The sequence below is a fragment of the Pontimicrobium sp. SW4 genome (assembly GCF_039954625.1).
Lineage (GTDB): Bacteria > Bacteroidota > Bacteroidia > Flavobacteriales > Flavobacteriaceae > Pontimicrobium.
The window spans coordinates 466,482-485,549 of the sequence record NZ_CP157199.1; the positions used below are offsets into that span (position 1 = coordinate 466,482).

General features: G+C 33.3%; 16 protein-coding genes and 1 tRNA gene. 15 read left to right on the top strand and 2 right to left on the bottom strand.

The window, feature by feature from the left end:
* Positions 1 to 2 precede the first annotated feature (2 nt).
* Positions 3 to 767, bottom strand: a complete 765-nt coding sequence (locus tag ABGB03_RS02175; protein ID WP_347924461.1) for an alpha/beta hydrolase — start codon at positions 765 to 767, stop codon at positions 3 to 5.
* Between the two features lie 303 nt (positions 768 to 1,070).
* Here ABGB03_RS02175 and mraZ point away from each other — a divergent pair, with 303 nt between their 5' ends.
* From mraZ to ABGB03_RS02250, 15 genes are all read left to right on the top strand, one after another.
* The gene (mraZ, locus tag ABGB03_RS02180; protein ID WP_347926363.1) at positions 1,071 to 1,535 is read left to right on the top strand and encodes a division/cell wall cluster transcriptional repressor MraZ; all 465 of its coding nucleotides are present in this window, start codon (positions 1,071 to 1,073) and stop codon (positions 1,533 to 1,535) included.
* On the top strand, positions 1,522 to 2,427 hold the full coding sequence (gene rsmH / locus ABGB03_RS02185) for a 16S rRNA (cytosine(1402)-N(4))-methyltransferase RsmH (RefSeq protein ID WP_347924463.1): 906 nt from the start codon (positions 1,522 to 1,524) through the stop codon (positions 2,425 to 2,427). Before mraZ ends, rsmH begins: the two co-directional genes overlap by 14 nt.
* 44 nt (positions 2,428 to 2,471) lie before the next feature.
* Positions 2,472 to 2,792 (top strand): FtsL-like putative cell division protein, encoded by a 321-nt coding sequence (locus tag ABGB03_RS02190; protein WP_347924465.1) that lies wholly within the window; start codon positions 2,472 to 2,474, stop codon positions 2,790 to 2,792.
* A gap of 63 nt (positions 2,793 to 2,855) precedes the next feature.
* The gene (locus ABGB03_RS02195) at positions 2,856 to 4,811 is read left to right on the top strand and encodes a penicillin-binding protein (RefSeq protein ID WP_347926364.1); all 1,956 of its coding nucleotides are present in this window, start codon (positions 2,856 to 2,858) and stop codon (positions 4,809 to 4,811) included.
* Complete coding sequence (locus tag ABGB03_RS02200) at positions 4,808 to 6,271, top strand: UDP-N-acetylmuramoyl-L-alanyl-D-glutamate--2,6-diaminopimelate ligase (RefSeq protein ID WP_347924466.1); 1,464 nt, start codon at positions 4,808 to 4,810, stop codon at positions 6,269 to 6,271. The genes ABGB03_RS02195 and ABGB03_RS02200 overlap by 4 nt, the downstream gene beginning before the upstream one ends.
* Positions 6,272 to 7,513: a phospho-N-acetylmuramoyl-pentapeptide-transferase gene (gene mraY / locus ABGB03_RS02205; RefSeq protein ID WP_347924468.1), complete on the top strand. Its 1,242-nt coding sequence runs from the start codon at positions 6,272 to 6,274 to the stop codon at positions 7,511 to 7,513.
* Complete coding sequence (gene murD, locus ABGB03_RS02210; protein WP_347924469.1) at positions 7,513 to 8,847, top strand: UDP-N-acetylmuramoyl-L-alanine--D-glutamate ligase; 1,335 nt, start codon at positions 7,513 to 7,515, stop codon at positions 8,845 to 8,847. The genes mraY and murD overlap by 1 nt, the downstream gene beginning before the upstream one ends.
* Positions 8,847 to 10,043, top strand: coding sequence for an FtsW/RodA/SpoVE family cell cycle protein (locus ABGB03_RS02215; RefSeq protein ID WP_347924471.1), 1,197 nt, complete (start codon positions 8,847 to 8,849; stop codon positions 10,041 to 10,043). Before murD ends, ABGB03_RS02215 begins: the two co-directional genes overlap by 1 nt.
* On the top strand, positions 10,044 to 11,141 hold the full coding sequence (murG, locus tag ABGB03_RS02220; RefSeq protein ID WP_347924473.1) for an undecaprenyldiphospho-muramoylpentapeptide beta-N-acetylglucosaminyltransferase: 1,098 nt from the start codon (positions 10,044 to 10,046) through the stop codon (positions 11,139 to 11,141).
* Positions 11,138 to 12,490 (top strand): UDP-N-acetylmuramate--L-alanine ligase, encoded by a 1,353-nt coding sequence (murC, locus tag ABGB03_RS02225; protein WP_347924475.1) that lies wholly within the window; start codon positions 11,138 to 11,140, stop codon positions 12,488 to 12,490. Before murG ends, murC begins: the two co-directional genes overlap by 4 nt.
* Before the next feature lie 130 nt (positions 12,491 to 12,620).
* Entirely contained in the window at positions 12,621 to 13,199 is a 579-nt protein-coding gene (locus ABGB03_RS02230; RefSeq protein ID WP_347924476.1) for a hypothetical protein, read from the top strand.
* 3 nt (positions 13,200 to 13,202) lie between these two features.
* A complete protein-coding gene (ftsA, locus tag ABGB03_RS02235; protein WP_347924478.1) occupies positions 13,203 to 14,528 on the top strand; it encodes a cell division protein FtsA in 1,326 nt (441 codons plus the stop codon).
* Between the two features lie 32 nt (positions 14,529 to 14,560).
* Complete coding sequence (gene ftsZ / locus ABGB03_RS02240) at positions 14,561 to 16,471, top strand: cell division protein FtsZ (RefSeq protein WP_347924480.1); 1,911 nt, start codon at positions 14,561 to 14,563, stop codon at positions 16,469 to 16,471.
* A gap of 137 nt (positions 16,472 to 16,608) precedes the next feature.
* Positions 16,609 to 17,058 carry a GatB/YqeY domain-containing protein gene (locus ABGB03_RS02245; protein ID WP_347924482.1) on the top strand — a complete coding sequence of 150 codons (450 nt, stop codon included), beginning with the start codon at positions 16,609 to 16,611 and terminating at the stop codon, positions 17,056 to 17,058.
* Between the two features lie 7 nt (positions 17,059 to 17,065).
* Positions 17,066 to 17,139: transfer RNA gene (locus tag ABGB03_RS02250), tRNA-Arg, on the top strand.
* A 271-nt stretch (positions 17,140 to 17,410) separates the two neighbouring features.
* On the opposite strand, the gene ABGB03_RS02255 is transcribed toward ABGB03_RS02250, so the two are convergent.
* Positions 17,411 to 18,871: a hypothetical protein gene (locus ABGB03_RS02255; protein WP_347924484.1), complete on the bottom strand. Its 1,461-nt coding sequence runs from the start codon at positions 18,869 to 18,871 to the stop codon at positions 17,411 to 17,413.
* Between the last annotated feature and the right edge of the window lie 197 nt (positions 18,872 to 19,068).

A 19,068-nucleotide genomic window follows, 5' to 3' on the forward strand; every position in this document is an offset into this window, starting at 1 on the left:
ATTTAAAATTCTCTTTTCTTTAACCAATCAAAAAGAAGTTTGTTAAAAGTGTTTGGATGTTCCATCATTGCTGCATGCCCACATTTATCAATCCAAAACAAATCAGAATCTGGTAGTAAATCATTAAATTCTACAGCAACTTCAGGTGGAGTTACATTATCGTTTTTACCCCAAATAATGCAGGTTGGTGTATGCATTTTTGGCAAATCTTTTGCCATGTTATGTCGTATAGCACTTTTAGCAATAGCTAGTGTTTTTATAAGTTTATTTCTATCATTTACTGTAGCGTAAACTTCGTCAACAATTTCTTTAGTTGCAACGGCAGGATCATAAAAAACATCTTGCGCCTTTTTCTTAATAACCTCATAGTCACTACGTTTAGTATAGCCGCCTCCCATTGCACTTTCGTACAATCCAGAGCTCCCAGTAATAACCAGAGCTTTTACTTTTTCGTGATAAAGTTTGGTGTGATATAAACCAATATGTCCACCTAAAGAGTTTCCTAGTAGTATTACTTCTTTATAACCTTTAAAATCAATAAAGTCTTTTAAATATTTTGCAAAACTCTTAACGTTGGTTTTGAGTAATGACATGGTATAAATTGGAAGTTCAGGAATTACAATTTTATAGCCATTTTGACTAAAAAAATCTGTAACGCCATCAAAATTACTTAAGCCACCCATTAATCCGTGTAAAATGATAATTGGAGTGCCTTCTCCTACTTCAATATAGCTATAATTGCCTTCCTTTTTTAAAGCGTGAGTCATGTTATAGTTGTGGTTTCTCTTAATGGCAAATCTACATAAATTTATTTTAAGATAGATAAAACCCAATAAACAATGTCCGTCTCTAAAAAGGCTTTGTGTTTGTTTATAAATGGACAATGTAGGCTAGATATTTTCTATGCTATAATCGTTTGATTTTCAGAAACTCCTTGATGCGATTTTTTAAGTTTTTAACTAATTTTTTAGTGTTTGATAGAAATTTATTAACAAAGTGTCATAAAGTGGTAAAAAGTGGAGAAATTTTTATTAGATTTGAAACTTATATATAAAAAGGAGAAAAAAGACTTGAATTCACTCATTGGAACATACGAATGTAAGATTGACTCTAAAGGGAGATTGATGTTGCCATCGGCTTTTAAGAAGCAGTTGTCTTCAGTGATGCAAAATGGTTTTGTCTTGAAACGTGCTGTTTTTCAATCTTGTATAGAGTTGTATCCAATGGATAAATGGGAGGTTTTAATGCAAAAGATTAATAAGTTGAATCGTTTTAAGAAGAAGAACAATGATTTCATTCGTCGTTTTACAGCAGGAGTGAAGTTTATTGAATTAGATGCTTCAGGAAGATTATTAGTGGCGAAAGATTTAATTGCCTTCGCAGGTATGTCAAAAGACATTGTGGTGACTTCGGTAGGAGATATATTGGAAATTTGGGATAAGGATAATTACGAAAAGGCTATTGATGATGCTGTTGTGGATTTTGCTGATCTAGCTGAAGATGTTATGGGACAAGATGAAGATGGAATATCATAACCCAGTTTTACTTAAAGAAACAGTTGACGGTTTAAATATTAAAGAAGATGGTGTTTATGTAGACGTCACTTTTGGAGGAGGAGGACATAGTCGTGAAATTTTAAAACGTTTAGGAGAAAAAGGTAAGTTAATAGCATTTGATCAAGATCAAGACGCTCTTTTAAATACAATAGTTGATAGCAGATTTACGCTTATAAATGAAAACTTCAGATATCTTAAGAGATTTCTGAGGTTTCATGGCGTAAAGAAGGTGGATGGAATTTTAGCCGATTTTGGTGTGTCTTCTCATCAATTTGATGAGGCGGATCGTGGTTTCTCAATTCGATTTGATGCAAAGTTAGATATGAGAATGAACCAACAAGATCAATTATCAGCATTTCATGTTATTAACGAATATGACGAAAGTGCATTAAGAAAAATGTTCTGGGAATATGGTGAGTTAAGACAATCGCCAGCATTGGCAAGGACAATTGTTGCTGAAAGAGAAGAAGGACACATCGAAACAACAGAGCAATTAAAAAGCGTATTAAAAAAGTATTTACCACCAAGAAAAGAAAACAAGATTCTAGCCCAAATCTATCAAGCTATAAGGATAGAAGTGAATCAAGAAATTGAAGCATTAAAGGAATTTTTAACACAAGTTCCAGAATTATTAAACCCAGAAGGGCGTTTAAGTTTTATATCCTATCATTCGCTTGAAGATAGGTTGGTAAAGCGATTTGTTAGAAGTGGTATGTTTGAAGGAGAGCCAGAGAAAGATGTATTTGGAAATTTTGAGGTGCCTTTAAAACGAATTGGAAAACTCATTATTCCTTCGCAAGAAGAAATAAAAGTAAATAATAGAGCAAGAAGTGCTAAACTAAGAATAGCAGAAAGAAATAATAACAACTAATCAATTCTTCCCTTGGGGAAGATGTCTCGTAGAGACAGATGGGAATGGTAAAAAAGAAATTTCATAATGTTTTAAAAGGCACCTTTTTGGTAAGCGATGATTCTTTTAAAAATTGGAGAATGATCATCTTTTTGTCATTCCTAGCAATTGTAATGATTGCAAGTTCACATAGTGCTGATAAAAAAGTACATGAAATAGCCCGACTTGGAGAAGAGGTTAAGGAGTACCGTTCGGCCTTTATAGATGGTCGTTCCACATTAATGAAGTTGAAAATGGAATCAAGAATTAGAGAAAAATTAGCAGCTAGAGAAGTGTTGCCTTCCATAGAGCCACCAAAAAAGATAAAAGTTAAATCACAAAATTAAAGTTCAACTTTGGCAGTAAGTGAGAAGAACATATTAAAACGATTATATTTTGTAGCAGGATGTATGTTTATCTTCGCTCTTCTAGTTGTGTTCAAGTTAATCAATATTCAATTTGTACAAGGGGAGCAGTATAGAGGTTTAGCTGAAAAAAGAGCTTTAAAAACAGTTGAGATACCAGCTAATAGAGGAAATGTGTATTCAGCTGATGGTAGTTTATTGGCAACTTCAGTTCCTAAATATGATATTCGTATTGATGCTATAACACCTTCAGCTAAAAACTTCAAGAAATATTTAAAACCTTTGTGTGATTCGTTAGCAAAGTTTCATGGAAAAACATCAGGGTATTACCAGAAAGCTATTGCAAAAGCTAGACAAGATAAGAATAGGTATTTTCTCTTGGCTCGAAATCTTGGATATTCAGATTATTTAAAATTTAGAAATTTTCCATTACTCAAATTAGGAGCTTTTAAAGGAGGATTGATTGTTGAGCAAACCACAAAACGGGAGCATCCAATGGGAGGGATAGCTGAACGTACTATTGGGTACGAAAAATGGGATGATCAGGGTAATGTAACGCGCCCAGGAATAGATGGTGCCTTTGGAGAGCAATATTTACGAGGCACAAATGGTAGAAGATTAAAACAGCAAATTGGTAAAGGCCAATGGAAACCTGTAAGTGATGCTAACGAGGTTGAGCCACAAGATGGGTATGATGTGTACACGACTATTGATGTAAATATTCAAGATATAGCTCATCATGCTTTATTAGAGCAGCTAGAAAAGTATAAAGCAGATCATGGTACAGTAGTGGTTATGGAAACGAAAACAGGTGAGATTAAAGCTATATCAAATTTAGGAAGGAGTAAAGAAGGAAATTATTACGAACGTTTGAATTATGCTGTTGGCGAATCACATGAACCAGGATCGACATTTAAGTTAATGGCGTTAGCTGTTGCTTTAGATGATAAGGTAATTGATACATCAACAGTAGTTGATACTGAGAATGGAATATTAACATTTTATGGGGAAAAGGTTAGAGATTCTAAAAACGGAGGTTATGGTAAGATTTCTGTAGCTAAAGCGTTTGAAGTGTCATCAAATACAGGAATTGTAAAGGCAATTCATAATAGCTATAAAGATAATCCTAAGAAATTTGTCGATGGATTATACGATATGAATCTTCAAAACACTCTAGATCTACCAATAATTGGTGAGGGTAAGCCTATAATTCCTGATCCTAGAATTAAAAATGATAGATGGAGTGGTATTGCCTTAGAATGGATGGCTTATGGATATGGAGTGTCTTTTACGCCTTTACAAACATTAGCATTTTATAACGCAATTGCTAATGATGGCGAAATGGTACGACCTAGATTTCTTAAAGAAGTAAAAGAGTACGGTAATACTATTGAAACGTTTGATAAAGAAGTTATCAATAAGCAAATATGCTCTAAAGAAACAGTTAATAAATTACAAAAGCTTTTGACTAATGTCGTTGAAAAGAAACATGGAACTGGTAATGGTTTGTATACTGAAAACTTTTCAATGGCTGGAAAAACTGGCACCTGCCAAAAGGATTATGTTGATAAGGATAAGCTGAATTACATCTCAACATTTGCAGGTTATTTTCCAGTTGAAAATCCTGAGTATTCATGCATAGTGGTAATTCATGAACCAGATAAAGAGGTAGGTTATTACGGAGCAGATGTGTCTGGACCTGTATTCAAAAAAATAGCTCAAAAAATATATACAGACACACCAATTATTGATGCTGTTGAAAATTTAGAAGAAAAACATGTTGCAGTAGACAAAAGTTATGAGGCATACTTCGATGTGGCTAAAACCTATAAAACAATCATGCCAAATTTAAAAGGAATGCCAGCAATGGATGCACTTGTACTACTTGAGAATATGGGAATGAAAGTGCGAATGCAGGGTACTGGAAAAGTAGTAAAACAATCTGTTACATCTGGAGTGAAATTAAAACCAAAGCAAACCATAATCTTAGAATTATCGTGATAGAATTAAAAAACATATTGTATAAAGTTACTCTCGATGCTGTTGTGGGTGACACAAGTGTGTCTATTAATGAGATTCAATTTGATTCTAGAAAAGTATCTAAAAATGATGCATTTGTAGCGATAAAAGGAACTTTGGTAGATGGTCACGATTTTATTGAACAAGTCATAGAGAAAGGAGTAAATACTATTATTTGCGAACAGATTCCTGATATTACTATAGAAGGTGTAACCTATGTTAAGGTAGATAATACATCTAAAGCATTGGCAATAATGGCGTCCAATTATTATGGAGTGCCTTCAGAAAATTTAAGATTAATTGGTGTTACTGGAACCAATGGTAAAACAACTATTGCGTCTTTATTGTATCAGCTTTTTAAGAAAGCTGGTTATAAGGTTGGATTGTTATCGACAGTTAAAGTTTTAGTTGACGAAAAAGAATATCATGCAACACATACCACTCCAGATTCATTAACTATAAATAAGTATTTAAGTGAAATGAATGATGAGGGTGTTGAATTTTGCTTCATGGAAGTAAGTTCTCATGGGATACATCAATCACGTACCGAAGGGCTTTGTTTTGAAGGCGGAATTTTCACAAATCTTACGCACGATCATTTAGATTATCATGAAACATTCGCGGAATATCGAGATGTGAAAAAATCATTCTTCGATAATCTTCCAAAATCTGCATTTTCATTAGTGAATGTTGATGATAAGAACGGTTCGGTAATGCTACAAAATACAGCTTCCAAAAAGTATACTTATGCTTTAAAAAGCTATGCTGATTATAGAGCGCAAATATTGGAGAACCAATTGAATGGCTTGTTTTTAAAAATTAACGATAATGAGATTTGGACTAAATTAATAGGGAACTTTAACGCTTATAATTTATTAGCCATTTATGGGACTGCAGATTTATTGGGTTTAGAGAGTGTTGAGGTATTACGTTTAATGAGTGAATTGGATAGTGTTAGTGGAAGATTTCAATATTTAATTTCTGATGAAAAAATCACTGCTATTGTAGATTATGCGCATACACCAGATGCTTTAAAAAATGTGCTAGAGACTATTAATAGTATTCGCACTAAAAACGAAAACCTTATTACTGTAGTTGGTTGTGGAGGAGACAGAGATAAGACCAAGCGCCCAAAAATGGCACATATAGCATCGGCTTTAAGTGATAAAGTCATTTTTACAAGCGATAACCCACGAACTGAAAATCCTGAAGAAATTATTAAAGACATGGAAGTTGGTGTTCAACCTCAAAACTTCAAAAAAACAATGTCGATAGTAGATAGAAATCAAGCCATTAAAACAGCTTGCCAACTAGCTAATACAAATGATATTATTCTAATAGCGGGTAAAGGACATGAGACGTATCAAGAAATAAATGGTGTAAGAACCAATTTTGATGATTATAAAATAGTAGAAGAACTTTTAAAACAATTGCAAAAATAGATGCTGTATTACTTATTTGAATATTTAGAAAAAGAATTTCAGTTTCCAGGAGCTTCCTTGTTTGGGTATTTGTCTTTTAGGGCAGCTATAGCAATTATTTTGTCATTGTTAATTTCTACTATTTATGGTAAGCGCATCATTAGATTTTTGCAAAAAAAGCAAGTTGGAGAAACTGTTAGGGATTTAGGTCTTGATGGACAAGCTGAAAAGGCTGGAACACCAACAATGGGAGGCATAATTATTATTTTCGCAACCCTTATCCCAGTACTGTTATTAGCAAAGCTGAACAATATTTATATCATCTTGTTATTAATTACCACAGTATGGATGGGGATTATTGGGTTTATTGATGATTATATTAAAAAATTCAAAAATAATAAAGAAGGGCTTAAAGGACGATTTAAAATACTAGGTCAAGTAGGCCTTGGAATTATCGTAGGGGCTACTTTATATTTTAATAATGATGTTACCATTAAGGAAAAATTACCTATTGCTCAACAACAAGAATTGCTTGCTGAAAACCCTAGTATATCTCAGGCAAAATTATTTGAAGATGAAATAAAATCAACTAAAACAACCATTCCTTTTGTAAAAGGAAATGAGTTTGATTACACTAGTTTAATAACTTGGATAAGTCCAAGCTTAAAACCATACGCTTGGATAATTTTTATTCTTGCGGCAATTTTTATAATAACAGCAGTATCAAATGGAGCAAATTTAACCGATGGTATTGATGGGCTTGCAGCAGGAACATCAGCAATTATAGTCTTAACATTAGGGATTTTTGCTTGGGTCTCAGGTAATATTATTTTCTCGGATTATCTCAACATTATGTACATACCTCGTGTTGAAGAAATTACCATTTACATTGCTGCGTTTGTTGGAGCACTTATAGGTTTTTTATGGTACAACACCTACCCAGCACAAGTGTTTATGGGTGATACAGGAAGCTTAACAATTGGCGGAATTATAGCTGTAATTGCTATTGCAGTTCGTAAAGAATGGCTTATTCCATTATTGTGTGGCATCTTTTTGGCTGAAAATTTATCGGTTGTAATGCAAGTAAGTTATTTCAAATACACAAAGAAAAAGTTTGGTGAAGGAAAGCGGATTTTTAAAATGTCGCCTTTGCATCATCATTATCAAAAATCAGGATATCATGAAAGCAAAATTGTAACACGATTTTGGATTGTTGGTATTCTGTTAGCTATCCTTTCAATAGTGACCTTGAAAATTCGCTAATGAAAAGGCTGGTAATATTAGGAGCAGGAGAAAGCGGTGTTGGAACAGCACTATTGGGAAAGGAAAAAGGATATGAAGTGTTTGTTTCTGATAAGGGGAAAATTAAAAAAAAATATAAAGAAGTTCTTATACATAATGAGATTGAATGGGAAGAGGAAAAGCATACAGAATCTAAGATTTTAAATGCTAATGTCGTAATGAAAAGCCCTGGAATTCCAGATAAGGTTGCTTTAGTTCAAAAGTTAATAGCTAGTAACATTTCAGTTATTTCTGAAATTGAATTCGCTTCGCAATTTACTAATGCTAATAGCATTGGAATTACTGGAAGTAATGGCAAAACAACTACGACTATGTGGATACATCATATCCTTAAACAAGGTGGTTTAAAAGTAGCTATGGCAGGGAATATAGGTGATAGTTTTGCAAAGCAAGTGTTAAATACAAGCCATGAGCATTTTGTACTTGAGCTTAGTAGTTTTCAACTGGATGGAATAAAAACATTTAAACCGCACATTGCTATTATTACAAACATTTCTCCAGACCATTTAGATAGATATGATTACAAGTTTGAAAACTATATCACTTCTAAGTTTAGAATAGCGATGAATCAAACAAAAGATGATTACTTGATTTATGATGCCGATGATGAAGAGATTACAAACTATTTAAAATCACATCCAGTTCAATCAACATTATTGCCATTTTCATTAATAAAGAAACTGGAACAAGGAGCTTATTTAGAAGATAACAATATAAAAATAACAATTGATAATAGCCAAACAATTATGCCAACAGCAAACTTAGCTTTAGAGGGAAAACACAATATTAAAAATGCAATGGCAGCCTCAACGGTTGCACATTTGTTGAAAATTAGAAGCCATACGTTACGTGAAAGTCTAGAGAATTTTCAAGGCGCAGAACATCGCTTAGAAAATGTATTGCGTATTAATAAAGTACAATACATAAACGATTCAAAAGCTACAAATGTTAATGCTACATATTTTGCTTTAGAGAGCATGGAAGCACCAACAGTTTGGATTGTTGGAGGTGTAGATAAAGGGAATGATTATAAGCAACTTTTTCCTTTTGTAAATGAAAAAGTAAAAGCCATCATTTGTTTGGGTGCTGATAATAAGAAACTTTATGAGGCATTTGGAAATATGGTTGAAGTAATTGTTGAAACTCAATTTATGAGTGAAGCTGTGAAAATTGCCTATAAAATAGCCGAAGCTGGAGATAATGTATTATTGTCACCAGCATGTGCAAGTTTCGATTTATTTGAGAATTATGAAGATAGAGGACGCCAATTTAAAAATGCTGTAAGAAAACTATAATGCAATTAGTATTTAACAATTTAAAAGGAGATCGGTTAATTTGGGCTATTGCAGCGTTGCTTGCAATATTCTCATTCCTTCCCGTTTATAGTGCTGCCAGTAATTTGGCATATATAAGCGGAGACGGTAACACCTTTAATTATTTTGTTAAACATTTTGTGCATTTATTCCTTGGTTTTGCAATTATGTATGGTGTTCACAAAGTGCCTTATAGGTATTTTCGTGGCTTATCTATGGTGATGATTCCTGTAGTACTTGTATTGTTAGCAGCTACAATGTTTCAACCAGAGACTTCAGAGAGTCTAACAAATGCAAAGCGTTGGATAAAAATGCCAATAGTTGGTTTTACGTTTCAGCCATCAACATTGGCTTCTGTGGTTTTAATGGTGTATGTAGCTCGTTATTTATCAAAAATCAAGGATAAAACAGTTACATTTAAAGAAACCATTTTACCACTTTGGTTTCCTGTATTTTTAGTGCTTATATTAATATTGCCTGCTAACTTTTCAACTACAGCCATTATTTTCACAATGATTATAGCTTTGGCTTTTATGGGAGGATATCCTATTAAATACTTGGCTCTAATCCTACTAACAGGAGTTGTTGCTTTTTCATTATTCATTTTAGCAGCTAAAGCATTTCCTGATGTGATGCCAAATCGTGTAGATACTTGGATGAGTCGAATTGAAAATTTTTCAAATGGAGAAGATACAGAAGCAGATTACCAAATAGAAAAGGCTAAAATGGCGATTGCCTCTGGAGGAGTTCAAGGTTTGGGGCCTGGAAAAAGCACTCAAAAGAATTTTTTACCTCAGTCATCATCCGATTTTATTTTTGCTATCATCATAGAAGAGTATGGTTTAATAGGAGGGTTGTTTTTAATGACATTATACTTGTTGTTACTATTTAGAATAGTAATAGCTTCACATAAGGCAGATACTATTTTTGGGAAGCTTTTAGTGATAGGAGTGGGAGTTCCAATAGTATTTCAAGCATTAATAAATATGGCAGTGGCTGTAGAGCTGTTTCCGGTAACTGGACAAACATTACCATTAATAAGTAGTGGAGGGACATCTATTTGGATTACCTGTTTAGCTATTGGAATAATTCTTAGCGTAAGTGCAAGAAGACAAGAAATAAAAGAACAGGAAGAACGAGAAGACAATCCGCTTGAAATTTTAAGTGAGACAATATAAATGAGTAACTATAAAATCATATTATCTGGAGGAGGTACAGGAGGACATATTTATCCTGCAATATCTATTGCAAACGAATTAAAACAGCGTCATCCAAATGCTGAGTTTTTATTTGTTGGTGCAAAAGATAAAATGGAAATGGAAAAAGTGCCACAAGCAGGATATAATATTGAAGGGTTATGGATTTCAGGTATTCAAAGAAAACTAACCTTAAAAAACATATCCTTTCCGTTTAAACTCATTAGTAGTTTGTTGAGATCTAGGAAAATAATAAAGCAATTTAAGCCAGACGTGGTAATTGGTACTGGAGGTTTTGCTAGTGGTCCATTGTTGCAAGTAGCAACTTCAAAAGGTATTCCTAGTCTTATACAAGAGCAGAATTCGTATCCTGGAATTACCAATAAAATATTATCAAAAAAGGCAAATATAGTATGTGTTGCTTATGACGGTTTAGAGCGTTTTTTTCCTAAAGATAAAATTGTAAAAACAGGAAACCCTGTAAGACAAGATTTACTCTGTATAGAGAACAAAGCAAATGAAGCGAAAGACTTTTTTGGGTTAAAGCATAATAAAGTCACACTACTTGTTTTGGGAGGGAGTTTAGGAGCTAGACGAATTAATGAACTGATAGTAAAGAAACTTGATTTTTTTCAAGAGCAAAATGCGCAAATCATTTGGCAATGTGGTAAACTATACTATCAAGATTATAAGATTAATGGAGATATTAAAGATGTACAAGTTCATGCGTTTTTAAATAGAATGGACATGGCTTATGCAGCTTCAGATATTATAATATCCAGAGCAGGAGCGAGCTCAGTATCTGAATTATGTATAGTAGGTAAACCTGTTATTTTTATTCCTTCACCAAATGTTGCCGAAGATCATCAAACAAAAAATGCTAATGCAATTGTTAATAAAGATGGTGCAATTTTGATTAAAGAAGCAGATTTAGATGTCGATTTCGAAAACAAGTTTTCACTGTTGAATAGTTCCAAAGAAAAACAAGAGTTATTAAGTAATAATATTAAAAAATTAGCATTGGCAAATGCAACTAAAGATATAGCAGACCAAGTAGAAAAACTTTTGAAAAGCAAATGAATTTAAATAGTATACATAATATCTATTTTATTGGCATTGGAGGTATTGGTATGAGTGCGCTTGCAAGATATTTTGTAGCTGAAGGAAAACAAGTTGCTGGTTACGATAAAACTAAAACAAATCTTACGGACGAGTTGGAAACCTTAGGGCTAGACATTCATTTTGAAGATAGTATTAGTAAAATACCTAACAACTTTTTAAACCCTGAGCAGACACTAGTAGTTTTTACGCCTGCGATACCAAAAAATCATAGTGAACTAAACTATTTTAAAAATAACAATTTTCAAGTTTTAAAACGTTCGGAAGTATTAGGTTTAATTACTGAAAACACATATTGTTTAGCAGTTGCTGGTACTCACGGAAAAACAACTACCTCAAGCATTTTAGGTCATTTGTTAGCAGAATGTGGTATAGAAATGACTGCATTTTTAGGAGGAATTACAGAAAATTACAATTCAAATCTCATATTAAAAGGCAGTAAAGTATCAGTGGTTGAAGCTGATGAGTTTGATCGTTCATTTTTAACATTATCACCAGATTTAGCGTGCATTACTTCTATGGATGCCGACCATTTAGATATCTATGGAAAGAAAGAGGTTTTAGAAGAATCGTTCAAAGACTTTGCAAGAAGGTTAAAGCCTAACGGAAAACTGTTTGTAAAAAAGGGACTTCCTATAAGTGGAATTACTTATGCAGTAGATGAACCAGCAGATTATTCTGCAACAAATATTAGAGTTAAAGAAGGGAGCTATGTGTTTGATGTAAAAACACCTAGTCAGCATATTAAAGATATTTTATTTAACCTACCAGGTAGACATAATTTGTCGAATGCATTAATAGCGCTTGCAATGGCTATAGAATTAGGTTGCGCTCCTTATAGCCTTGCCAGCGCATTAGCATCTTATAAAGGTGTAAAACGTAGATTTACTTATCAAATTAAAACAGAAGAATTGGTGTTTATAGATGATTATGCACATCATCCCGAAGAAATTAATGCAGTACATCAGGCTGTAAGAGAAATGTATCCAACTAAAGAAGTGTTAGTGGTTTTTCAACCACATCTGTTTAGTAGAACAAGAGATTTTATTGAGGAGTTTGCATCAAGTTTATCACAATTTGATAACGTTTTGTTGTTAGAGATTTATCCAGCTAGAGAACTGCCAATTGATGGTGTAAATTCAAGTTGGTTGTTGAGTAAAATTAAAAACCCAAATAAAGCTTTGATTAAAAAAGCAAATATTGTTTCAGAAATCAAAAATAGCAACGCACAAGTAATAATCACACTTGGAGCTGGAGATATAGGAGTCGAGGTTGATAATATTAAAGAACAATTGAGTATTGCGAGTTAATTGGAACTACATAAAAGGACTAAGTTTAATTGCTTTAGTGAGCTTTGTTTTTGTGTTTTCTTCTTTTAGAAATAATGTAAGAAAAATAACAGAAATTAAAGTGAATTTTTTAGGCGAAAATAATTTATTCATGACAGAAGCATCGGTTAATAAATTGTTAATACTAAATAATGAAAAGCTTCCAAACATGACTAAAGAAATTTTAGATTTGAATGATATAGAAAATGTCCTAAAATCTAATCCAATGATCAAAACCGCAGAAGTGCATCTTACTGTTAATGGCGTGGTTCGAGCTGATATTTTACAGCGAAAACCAATAGCTAGAGTAAGCACAAATGCGTCATATTATATAGATGATGAAGGTGCGTATATGCCTTTATCTGCGTTTCATACAGCGCGTGTGCCTTTAGTAACTGGTCATGTTAAGAAAAACAAATTAAGTAATGTGTACTTAATTGCTAATAAAATTTTTACTGACCAATTTTTAAAAACACATGTTATAGAGATTTATCAAAACGAAGACGAAACATTTGTTTTAAAAACAAGAGTTTTCGATTTTGAAATATGGTTAGGGAATTTGGATAATCTAGATAATAAAATAAGCAATTTAAAAGCATTTTATCAAAAAGCGAAAAAAGATGACATGCTAAGTAAGTATAGTAAAGTGAATTTACAGTTTGATAATCAAGTTGTATGCACTAAAAAATAAATTATGGAGAGTAATAATATTTCAGTTGGACTAGATATCGGAACCACAAAAATTGTGGCGATGATAGGACGTAAAAATGAATACGGAAAGGCAGAAATTCTTGGTATTGGAAAATCTAAGAGTCTGGGTGTTCATAGAGGTGTAGTGAATAATATTACGCAAACCATACAATCAATTCAACAAGCTGTTCAAGAAGCTGAAGCTGCTTCAGGTGTAAAAATTGAAGAAGTAACTGTCGGTATTGCTGGGCAACATATAAGAAGTCTTCAGCATAGCGATTATATAACAAGATCAAACTCCGAAGTAGTTATTGATGAGGATGATATAGATAGACTCATCAATCAAGTGCACAAATTGGTAATGTTACCTGGAGAAGAAATTATTCATGTATTACCACAAGAATATAAAGTTGATGGTCAAGCTGAGGTGAAGGAGCCTATTGGCATGTACGGAGGGAGACTTGAAGCTAATTTCCATGTAGTGGTTGGTCAAGTATCTTCCATTAGAAATATTGGGAGATGTGTTAAGAGTGCAGGATTAGAGCTTGAAGGGATTACTTTAGAGCCTCTAGCTTCTGCGAATGCAGTTTTAAGTGAAGATGAAAAAGATGCTGGTGTAGCGCTTATAGACATAGGTGGAGGAACAACCGATTTGGCCATTTTTAGAGATGGTATCATTCGTCATACTGCTGTAATTCCTTTCGGAGGAAATGTTATAACGGAAGATATTAAGGAAGGATGTTCAATTATTGAGAAACAAGCCGAATTACTTAAAATAAAATTTGGTTCTGCGTGGCCTGGAGAAAATAAAGATAACGAGATTGTGTCTATTCCAGGATTAAGAGGAAGAGAACCAAAAGAAATTACCTTAAAGAATCTATCAAAGATTATTCATGCTAGAGTCGTAGAAATAATTGAGCAAGTGTATGTTGAAATTAAAAACTACGGTCATGAAGAACAAAAAAAGAAATTAATAGCTGGAATTGTTTTAACAGGTGGAGGAAGCCAATTAAAACATTTAAAGCAACTAGTAGAGTACATTACAGGAATGGATACAAGAATAGGGTATCCTAATGAGCATTTAGCAGGCGATAGTGATGATGATGTAACGAGCCCATTATTTGCTACAGCTGTAGGACTAGTAATGGACGGATTAAAGCGCCAAGAAAAAAGAAGAATAGAAAGTGTTGTGCAAGCTACCCTTGAAGCAAACGAAACACTACAAGATAACGAAGAAGAACAAGCCATTGAACAACCTAGAAAAGAACGAAAATCTTTTCTAGATAAATTAACCGAACGCGTTAAAGATTTTTTAGATAACGCTGAGTAAACAAAATATACAGAACCAGTAAAACTAATTTTATGAGTAGCAACAAAGACATTGGTAATATTACATTCGATTTACCTAAAAATCAATCCAACGTCATTAAAGTAATTGGTGTTGGGGGTGGAGGTAGCAATGCTATCAATCACATGTTCCAACAAGGTATTAAAGGAGTGGATTTTGTAATCTGTAACACAGATGCGCAAGCACTTCACAATAGTGGTGTCCCAAATAAAATTCAATTAGGTGTAAGCCTTACCGAAGGGTTAGGCGCAGGAGCAAATCCAGAAATTGGTGAGCAAGCAGCTGTAGAAAGCCTTGAAGATATTAAGCGTATGTTAGATACCAATACCAAAATGGTATTTATCACTGCTGGAATGGGAGGAGGAACAGGTACTGGTGCTGCTCCAATCATTGCAAAAATGGCAAAAGAGTTAGACATTTTAACTGTTGGTATTGTAACGATGCCTTTTCAGTTTGAAGGAAAAATTCGTAATGCTCAAGCTCAAAAAGGAATTGAAACCCTTCGAAGTCATGTAGATTCTTTAGTTGTTATTAATAACAATAAATTAAGAGAAGTATATGGTAATTTAGGTTTTAAAGCTGGTTTCTCTAAAGCAGATGAAGTACTTTCAACAGCATCTAGAGGTATTGCTGAAGTAATCACACATCATTATACTCAAAATATTGATTTGCGTGATGCGAAAACAGTCTTAAGTAATAGTGGAACTGCTATTATGGGGTCTTCAAACGCTTCGGGTTCTAATCGTGCTCAAGAAGCAATAATGAAAGCTCTTGACTCTCCATTATTAAATGATAATAAAATTACAGGAGCCAAAAATGTATTGTTGCTTATCGTTTCTGGGTCACAGGAAATTACTATTGATGAAATAGGTGAAATTAATGATCATATTCAAGCCGAAGCTGGTTATGGTGCGAATATTATTATGGGAGTGGGAGAAGACGAGGCTTTGGGTGAAGCTATTTCTGTGACTATTATTGCTACTGGTTTTAATGTTGAACAACAGAATGAAATTTCTAATACAGAAACAAAAAAAGTAGTTCATTCTTTAGAAGAAGATCAAAATATGGAACAGGATTTATCTACAGATAAGGAGCCTGCTATCATAACACCTGATATTATTTTAGAAAAAGAAGCTACTGAAGAAAAAGTGATTCATACATTGATTGAAGAGGAGGAAGAAGAAGAGCACCCAAATATGAATTTGATTCCTACGACTGAAATTATTAGAAATATTAATGTTGTGTATGATGAGGTTCTTGCAAATGTTGATGATACAGAATTTATTATAAATGAAATTACTATCGAGGAAACTATTGAAGAAGAGTCAGTTCAAGAAGAACAAATCATGCTAACCTTTGATTTGCCACTATCAACCCAAAAGGAAGAAGAAGAAACAATTAGTCAAAAAATAACTTTTGAGTTAGATGATGAGATAAAAGATATGTCAGTAAATGATTATATAGAACTAATTCCAGTTACTGAAGCAAACAAAGATGGCGAAACCAAATATGCACTTGACGATTATATTGTCTTAGAGTCTGCAATTAATGAAAAAGAAGAAAAGCAAGAAGTAGCTTTAGAAGTTGAAGAAGAAGATATAGTTTTTGAGAAAAAAGTTATTCAAGAGGAGGTGGAAGAAGGTTTAGGAGATGATTTAGACCCTATAAATAGTCCAATATCCCAGCTTCTAAAAGAAAGAGCTAATGAGCGTCGTCAAAAAATGAAAGAGTTTAATTATAAGTTCAATAATGCAAAAATTGATGATATAGAAAAAGAACCAGCATATAAAAGACAAGGAGTTAATTTAGACGATGCACAGCATTCTTCTGAAACTAGTGCCTCAAGAATGTCTATTGGTTTAGATGATAATGACGATGTTCAGTTGAGAAGTAATAATTCTTTTTTACACGATAATGTAGATTAATTAATAGCAGAGTTTTAGTACTTATCTAATCAAAACCCTAAAAATTTTCCTCGAATTTTTAGGGTTTCCTTTTATTTATCTCTTAAAGATACTAAAGCATACTTTTTAGTATCTTCGCAGCATAAAAAAATTATTCTATGAGTTTACAAGATGGAATCATGACTGCGATGAAAGTAGCTATGAAAGCAAAAGACCAAACAGCACTAACAGCTTTAAGAGCAGTGAAATCGGCTATTTTAATGGCTCAGACTGAAAGTGGAGCCGCAAGTGAACTTACTGAAGAGCAAGAACTAAAATTACTTCAAAAGCAAGTAAAACAGCGTAAAGATAGTGCTGCAATATTTTTAGAGCAAGGGCGTGAAGATTTGGCTGCACCAGAGTTAGCTGAAGCAGAAATAATTTCACAATTCCTTCCAGAAGCCATGAGCGATGAAGAGGTTGAAAGAATTGTAATAAAAGCTATAGAAGATCTTGGAGCTAACGGAATGAAAGATATGGGAAAAGTAATGGGAGTTGTAAGTAAGCAAGTAGCTGGTCAAGCCGATGGTAAAACTATCTCTAAAATAGTTAAGTCTAAATTAATATAACGATATTGGCTGCGTAGCTCAATTGGATAGAGCACTGGATTTCGGCTCCAGCGGTTGTAGGTTCGACTCCTGTCGCAGTCACATGCATTAAAATAAATAAACCAAGCGTAAATCAACGTTTGGTTTTATTTTTTGTAAGCTTAATAAGTGATGGTTTTATGAAGAATCTAAGTGTCATTTTAACCGACATCCTGTTTATATAATACTATGTGTTATTTTGGAACCTAACAAAGAGGAAAGTTAGAATAGTTCCTAAATTTATATAATTATCCTAACATAAATTAATAATTCAAAAACTCTTCTAAACATTGTTTAGAAGAGTTTTTGAATTATATGAAATATATTTTATTACTTATCTCCAACCACCAGTTGAATAATCTTCTCCAGCAATACCTTCAGTTCCTCCTAAAGTATAATACTCAGCTGGGATAGCTTCCAAAGCTCTTCCAGGCACAGGGAAATGTAATAAAGTACCAGCTTGTAAAAGATCTTCTTTTCTCATTTCACAGAACCCAATATAAGGCGCTGTGTATGCAAACTCAACCATTCTTTCATAGTGAATAGCATCTTTTACTGCATCTAAATTTTCAGCAACAGGAGCTAAACCTCCTCTAGTAACTCTTGTACCTGCATTAATAACCGCAGCAGCTCCCGGAACGTCTCCTAAGTGAGCCATAGCTTCTGCCATGTACATATCATTCTCAGATTTTGAATATTCAACTACGTTCATAGTCCAATACGTGATATAGTCATCATATCTACTATAGCGATAGCTACTGTAGTGATATTGACCTCTTTCAGGACGGAAGTTATTAGAAGATAAGTAACCATAATCAGTTGCTAAACGCGCATCATCAGATGTAGATTCAGCTTGGAATGTTACACCATCTTCCCAATAAGCAGGAGTAGAAGGATCCATCATATTAATAACTCTCATATCAACTCTTGCCCAACCCGGGTATACTAAATATGTTTTAGGAACATTATCCCACCAAGTAATATTATCCATATAGATTTCAAAATCTTCAGTAATACCATCTTGAGTATAATCTAAAACTCTATCCCAATCTATAGTAGCTTTTTGGGCACTATTTCTAACATTACTAACTAGCCAACGAGCACCAAGACTGTTCATGTATTTAACAGCATTTACACCAGCACCACCAGGGATGATAGCTTCATCAAAAGTAATTCCATTAACAGAAGCAATAGATATCGCATCGTCTAACTTTTCTAAAGCAAAGGTCATAGCTGTAGCATAGTCTGAAGCACCTTCAAGACCAGTTCCAGCTACAACACCAGTTTCATCAGATAACCATACTTGATCAAAAACTAAAGCTAATTGCGCAATAGCAGAAGCTTGTCCAAACCTTGCAATTGTCATTATTTTATTTGGATCATCAAACTCAGTACCATTTTCAACGGCTAATGCTAATGTATTTGCATCAGATAGAATTGAATATAGAGAATTAAAATATGAATTTGTTACATTGTTACCGTAAGCAGGTGAATTGTTAAATGCTACTCTAGGCTCACTAGATAAATCTCTCATACCAAAGTTACCCCAAGAGCAACTAGTGATATCTGCCATTGTAGCAAATGCTGCTGCCGGAGAATTTGTACTGTGAGAAGTCATAAACAGGTTTCTTGTTAACCCATCTGCTGTAGCTGATAAAGCAACAGGATCAGATGTTAAAATGTCATCATTTGGATTTTCTAAGTTATCTACATTCAAATCTGTAGAAAAATCATCACATGATACAGTAAAAATAAGTAAGGTGATAATTAAAAATAAGTTAATTGTTTTTTTCATAGCGTTATTTGTTTTTATTTATAGATGAGGTCTTATTGAATAGGTTGCGTACTAAATAATTTATGTTGCCATTATTTTACATGAATAATGTGTATAAAAATTCAATGAAAATTATTAATGTATTTGTAAAATATTATTAGTCAATGCTTTGATGTCTTTTATATAAAATAATGGAACGATTAATTATTTATTTGTTT